Here is a 4,314-nt window from a genome sequence, read left to right on the forward strand (position 1 = left end):
GGGAGTGTGGATGTTGGTATCGAAATAAATATTGTGCGGTTCGCTAGTAAAAACTTGGGGCTGAACCTGAGCGATTTCTGCTGTGGGGACAATTTGTAAGTTGACGTTGTAATCGACATTAGAAAATGGCGACCCCCGCAAGGTGGCGAACAACGCAAACAAAACAGGCATTTGCAATACCACTGGCAAACAACCAGCTAAGGGGTTGCCAAACTCCTTATAGACATCACTCATTGCCTGTTGTTGCTTGGTGGGGTCGTCCTTGAATTTCTGCTGAATTTCTTTGACCCGTTTTTGCATCAACGGCTGAGAGATTTTGGTTTTACGCATGTTGCGGATCGAACCTGCACCTAATGGGTAGAGTGCAAACCGAATCACTAATGTCAGCGCGACGATTGCTAAACCGTAGCTTGGCACGATTCCGTAGAAAAAATCTACGATCGGCAACATGATATTGTTGGAAATAAATCCGATTCCGAAGTCCATTGTCAACTAGAGGTTAGGGGATAGGGGATAGGGGATAGGGGTTAGAGAATGGGAAGTAGGAGAGAGAATATTCGTCTCTATTCCCTATCCCCTATTCCCTAATTTAGGTGGTTTGAGTGGCGGCTTCGGCTTTTTCGGTTACGCTCAATAGGGGTAAGCCAGTTTTGGCAAGTACCCGCTCGTTGATATAGTCGTAGATTTCGCGATAGCGAGGGATCGAGCGCAATTCCAAGCGGCTACCATCTTTAAGGGTAACTACCATGTCTCCCCAAAATCCTAACCCACGGGGGATAGTTACTGCGTCAGTAATTTCCGAATAAACTAGATCGGTACGATCTTTGCCCATCCAACCACCAATGACTGAAATTCGGCGATCGGTAATTTTATACCGCAGCCAGATCGCTCTGACAATCGATCCGATTGCCAGAGGAATGAAAACTATTAGTGGTATTAAAACCACATGAAAAATCAAGTCCCCAATATGGGGACCACCTTCGTAAAATGTTTCTTCTTTAATGCCCATCAAGTACCTCGGCGGCTACCAACAACTGCTCTAATTCTCGCAAAATTTCGACATATTCGCACCCCTGTGCTGAAGGTCGGACTCCAATTACCACCGACCAGCCGCTGGTAATTTGCGGCAACAGTTGACGCAGAGCCGCTTTCACCTGTCGTTTGAGCAGATTGCGAATTACTGCTTTTTTACTAACTTTTTGACTTACAGAAATCCCAAATCGAGTAGCAGGTAGATTTTCGGTAGGAGAGTTTGCCAAGTGTCGCAAACTTCTAAGCGTCAGATGCACTTGTTGATGACGTTTGCCATACTGATAAACTTTCTGAAAATCTTGCCTGCGTCTGAGTCGATGGGGTTTGGGCAATGACACGAGTTGTTACTCTATCTGTAAGTGTGAACCTATACAGACAGGCGATGCCGACCTCTGGCTCTCCGCGCTTTGATGACTTTTTGTCCAGTCCGAGAACGCATCCGCGCTCTGAATCCCGATGTTCTTTTCTGTTTGCGGTTAGTACCGCCGAGAGTACGCTTTGTCATACTTAAATCCGCTCGAATTAACTAATAATTAATCTTTGGTAGGCAAAAAAGCCACAATGTACTAGTATAGCAGCTATTTGGCTCGATCGCGCAGAGAGTTGGGAGTAAGAATATTTTAAATCCAAAACCTCAAATCTAAAATCTAAATGCGTTCTTCGACTTTGCCAGAGAATTTAGAGATTAGAGCTATTAAAGTTGACAAGAAAATTAATCCTTGTAAACCAGAAATGGGATTGCCATTAATTCCGGTAATCCAGTCTGAAACTCGACCGGAATATTTGACCATTTGCCCGACATTAATTACATAATAAGCCCAGACCATACCAGCATGAAGCCCGATCGACATGCCGAGCAGATTGCGATGTTGGCGTTTGGCAATAATAACTACGGTGCCGAGCAAAAACAGTCCGGGAAATTCGGGAAGCGATGCCAGGATCGCCGGGATTGGCTTGAGAAAATGCAACAATGCATATAATCCGGCATCGACAATTAACGCGATCGTCAGGGTATAGTCTCGTTCTAATTCATCTAACATCCAGCCTCGAAAAAATAGCCCTTCAGCTAACCCGACACCTAGAGAAGTTGCCGAACCTTCTAGTGCTAATTGAAGAATGGATAATCGTGGGGGTTGCCATATTAGCCAGCCGAGTAACCCTTGAATGACAAATAGTGCGAATGTAAAACACGCTCCGATCGCGAGTCCTTTAAGCAATAATAATCCATTCTGGCGCGTGAACACCAACCCATATCGATAGTATAAGTTGGGGTGCTGATATACTTTGCGTCCCCACCAGGGTAGTAAGGCGATAAATTCGATCGCGAGTAATCCCATAGTCAGGATCGAGAGTAAATTTTTAGTACCGGGATCTTCGAGATTTTGAGTACTCCCCATGACGGCATATATTAATGCTAGCCCTGGCAACCATAATATAATTAGCACCAGGAGAAAGCTTAACATTCTACCTGGTGCTGGATAATTTTTAATCTGACTGAGATTTAGCATTGTCGTTCGAGATTCACAATTTCTAGCCATCGCTATTAGATTAGCTTAATTGGCGATCGACTTTAAATCTCGATTTTATCGGGTTTTGGGTAATTGGATCTGGTTGGCGATCGATGTCTAGCTCGTGCTTAAATTAGTCTGCTGGCTCGATCGTACTAGTTAAGCCGTGACTTTTTAAGACTTCGGAGTAATGTTCGGCATGTTCTTGGTTGCAGGTAATTACCAGTGCCATGCCATATTGATGGGCTTCCATCATAATATTAATTGCTTGAGGTGCCGAGAGATGGGGAACTGTAGTTATTAAAACTTCAACTACATGTTCCATGCCATTAAAATCATCATTATGTAGCAACACGCGGTAATTGGGTGCGAGTTTGCGGATGGTTGATGACTTTTCGATAGTTTCTGTATAACTCATATTCCAATAGATAAACGCATTTGACAGGTTGACAAGTTACCCGATCGATTTCTTGCTTATTGTACCCACTCGAAGATTACATCTTCAAGTTTTGAAGATACAGCTTTGTGATGGCGAGCGGCTGTGTCGGATCGATCGTCAGATTCGCTCGAACTGGTAAGATTCGATAGACCGATCGACCTAAAATAGGGAAAGTGTTTCGATGACTCGCTCAAAAATTAGCCAGTATCGATGCAGACACGGCGATTGACTATGTTATACCCTCACATCCATGCCCGATACATACAGCCTAATTTCGCCCGCACCCACGACTAATCTGCAACCGGGATCTCCACTCATCCTCGGCATCATGGCATCGGGAAGTGGGAGTAATTTTGAAGCAGTTGCTAGCACGATCGAAAACGGCGATCTTCATGCCAAAATTGCCGTACTCATTCATAATAAACCCGATATCCAGGCGATCGATCGCGCCCAAAAACGCGGCATCCCCACTGTATTCCTCGATCATCGTAATTATGCCACCAGAGCGGAACTCGATCGGGCAATCGTCGCTACTTTTCAAACATATCAGGTAGAATGCGTGGTGATGGCGGGTTGGATGCGGGTAATTACCCAAGTCTTAATCGATGCATTTCCCGATCGACTGATTAATATTCACCCCAGCTTACTCCCTAGTTTCCCAGGCATTCACGCGATCGAGCAAGCTCTAGCCGCAAAAGTTAAAATCACAGGTTGTACGGTACATTTAGTCAGTCTGGAAGTCGATGCAGGGCCGATTATCGTTCAAGCCGCAGTCCCAGTTTTACCCAATGATACCTCGGAAACTTTGCACGCACGGATCCAGATTCAGGAGCATCTGATTCTACCGCAAGCGATCGAGCTGTTAGCCCAGAAAATTAATCCCGATCGAGTAAATTTATAATTATTTAGCGGTTGACATTTGCAACACGATAACAGGTACAAATTTGCCGCAGCTTCAGCAGATGAATCGATTGTTTTTGGTGCGGCTAGATCGGGATATACCGATCGACAAGTTCGAGACTGGATCGAGTTTATGCGATCGCAAGATATTCAGCGAGTCTGCTGTTTATTGTCGCCAGCTCAGATCGATCGATATTCAGATTTGGCAGGTATTTATCGATCGAGTTTTGGAATCGATCGCATCTGTTGGGCACCGATTGAGGATTTTCATGTGGCAGATCCGCAACTACTTATCGATCGAATTTTACCATTTTTAGAGCTGGCAGATCGATCGCATGAAAAGGTGGTAGTTCATTGCTCTGGTGGAGTTGGGCGAACTGGTGTTATTCTTGCTGCTTGGCTCGTTGCCAGACGAGGATTTACTCCAAAATCGGC

The 4,314-nt window shown here is 44.9% G+C and carries 8 protein-coding genes; 2 read left to right on the top strand and 6 right to left on the bottom strand.

All coding sequences use genetic code 11. The features are described 5' to 3' along the window. The 6 genes from yidC to clpS all read right to left on the bottom strand — a co-directional run. Nucleotides 1-486 (bottom strand): membrane protein insertase YidC (gene yidC, locus RMO79_RS08460; RefSeq protein ID WP_310482675.1); only part of this gene is annotated, 486 nt, incomplete at its 3' end. Nucleotides 487-589: 103 nt separating this feature from the next. Then, nucleotides 590-1,009 (bottom strand): PH domain-containing protein, encoded by a 420-nt coding sequence (locus RMO79_RS08465; protein ID WP_310482676.1) that lies wholly within the window; start codon nt 1,007-1,009, stop codon nt 590-592. Then, nucleotides 999-1,370 (bottom strand): ribonuclease P protein component, encoded by a 372-nt coding sequence (gene rnpA, locus RMO79_RS08470; RefSeq protein WP_310482677.1) that lies wholly within the window; start codon nt 1,368-1,370, stop codon nt 999-1,001. Before rnpA ends, RMO79_RS08465 begins: the two co-directional genes overlap by 11 nt. Nucleotides 1,371-1,399: 29 nt before the next feature. Continuing rightward, nucleotides 1,400-1,537 (bottom strand): 50S ribosomal protein L34, encoded by a 138-nt coding sequence (rpmH, locus tag RMO79_RS08475; protein ID WP_015162297.1) that lies wholly within the window; start codon nt 1,535-1,537, stop codon nt 1,400-1,402. Between the two features lie 142 nt (nt 1,538-1,679). After that, entirely contained in the window at nt 1,680-2,570 is an 891-nt protein-coding gene (locus tag RMO79_RS08480) for a CPBP family intramembrane glutamic endopeptidase (protein ID WP_310482678.1), read from the bottom strand. A 103-nt stretch (nt 2,571-2,673) separates the two neighbouring features. Next, nucleotides 2,674-2,958, bottom strand: coding sequence for an ATP-dependent Clp protease adapter ClpS (gene clpS / locus RMO79_RS08485; protein ID WP_295618973.1), 285 nt, complete (start codon nt 2,956-2,958; stop codon nt 2,674-2,676). A gap of 271 nt (nt 2,959-3,229) precedes the next feature. On the opposite strand from clpS, the gene purN reads away from it, so the two are divergent. Together purN and RMO79_RS08495 are read left to right on the top strand one after the other, a co-directional pair. Next, on the top strand, nt 3,230-3,880 hold the full coding sequence (gene purN / locus RMO79_RS08490) for a phosphoribosylglycinamide formyltransferase (protein WP_310482679.1): 651 nt from the start codon (nt 3,230-3,232) through the stop codon (nt 3,878-3,880). Nucleotides 3,881-3,898: 18 nt separating this feature from the next. Next, a partial coding sequence (locus RMO79_RS08495; protein ID WP_310482680.1) for a dual specificity protein phosphatase family protein occupies nt 3,899-4,314 on the top strand: 416 nt, incomplete at its 3' end.

The sequence above is a fragment of the Chamaesiphon sp. VAR_48_metabat_403 genome (genome assembly GCF_031422475.1).
In the GTDB taxonomy this organism is placed as follows: Bacteria; Cyanobacteriota; Cyanobacteriia; order Cyanobacteriales; family Chamaesiphonaceae; genus Chamaesiphon.

Bases quoted from the DNA above. Each gene is read 5' to 3' on its own strand.
- RMO79_RS08465 (WP_310482676.1), bottom strand. From the start codon at position 1,009: ATGGGCATTAAAGAAGAAACATTTTACGAAGGTGGTCCCCATATTGGG.
- rpmH (WP_015162297.1), bottom strand. From the start codon at position 1,537: ATGACAAAGCGTACTCTCGGCGGTACTAACCGCAAACAGAAAAGAACA.
- RMO79_RS08480 (WP_310482678.1), bottom strand. From the start codon at position 2,570: ATGGCTAGAAATTGTGAATCTCGAACGACAATGCTAAATCTCAGTCAG.
- clpS (WP_295618973.1), bottom strand. From the start codon at position 2,958: ATGAGTTATACAGAAACTATCGAAAAGTCATCAACCATCCGCAAACTC.
- purN (WP_310482679.1), top strand. From the start codon at position 3,230: ATGCCCGATACATACAGCCTAATTTCGCCCGCACCCACGACTAATCTG.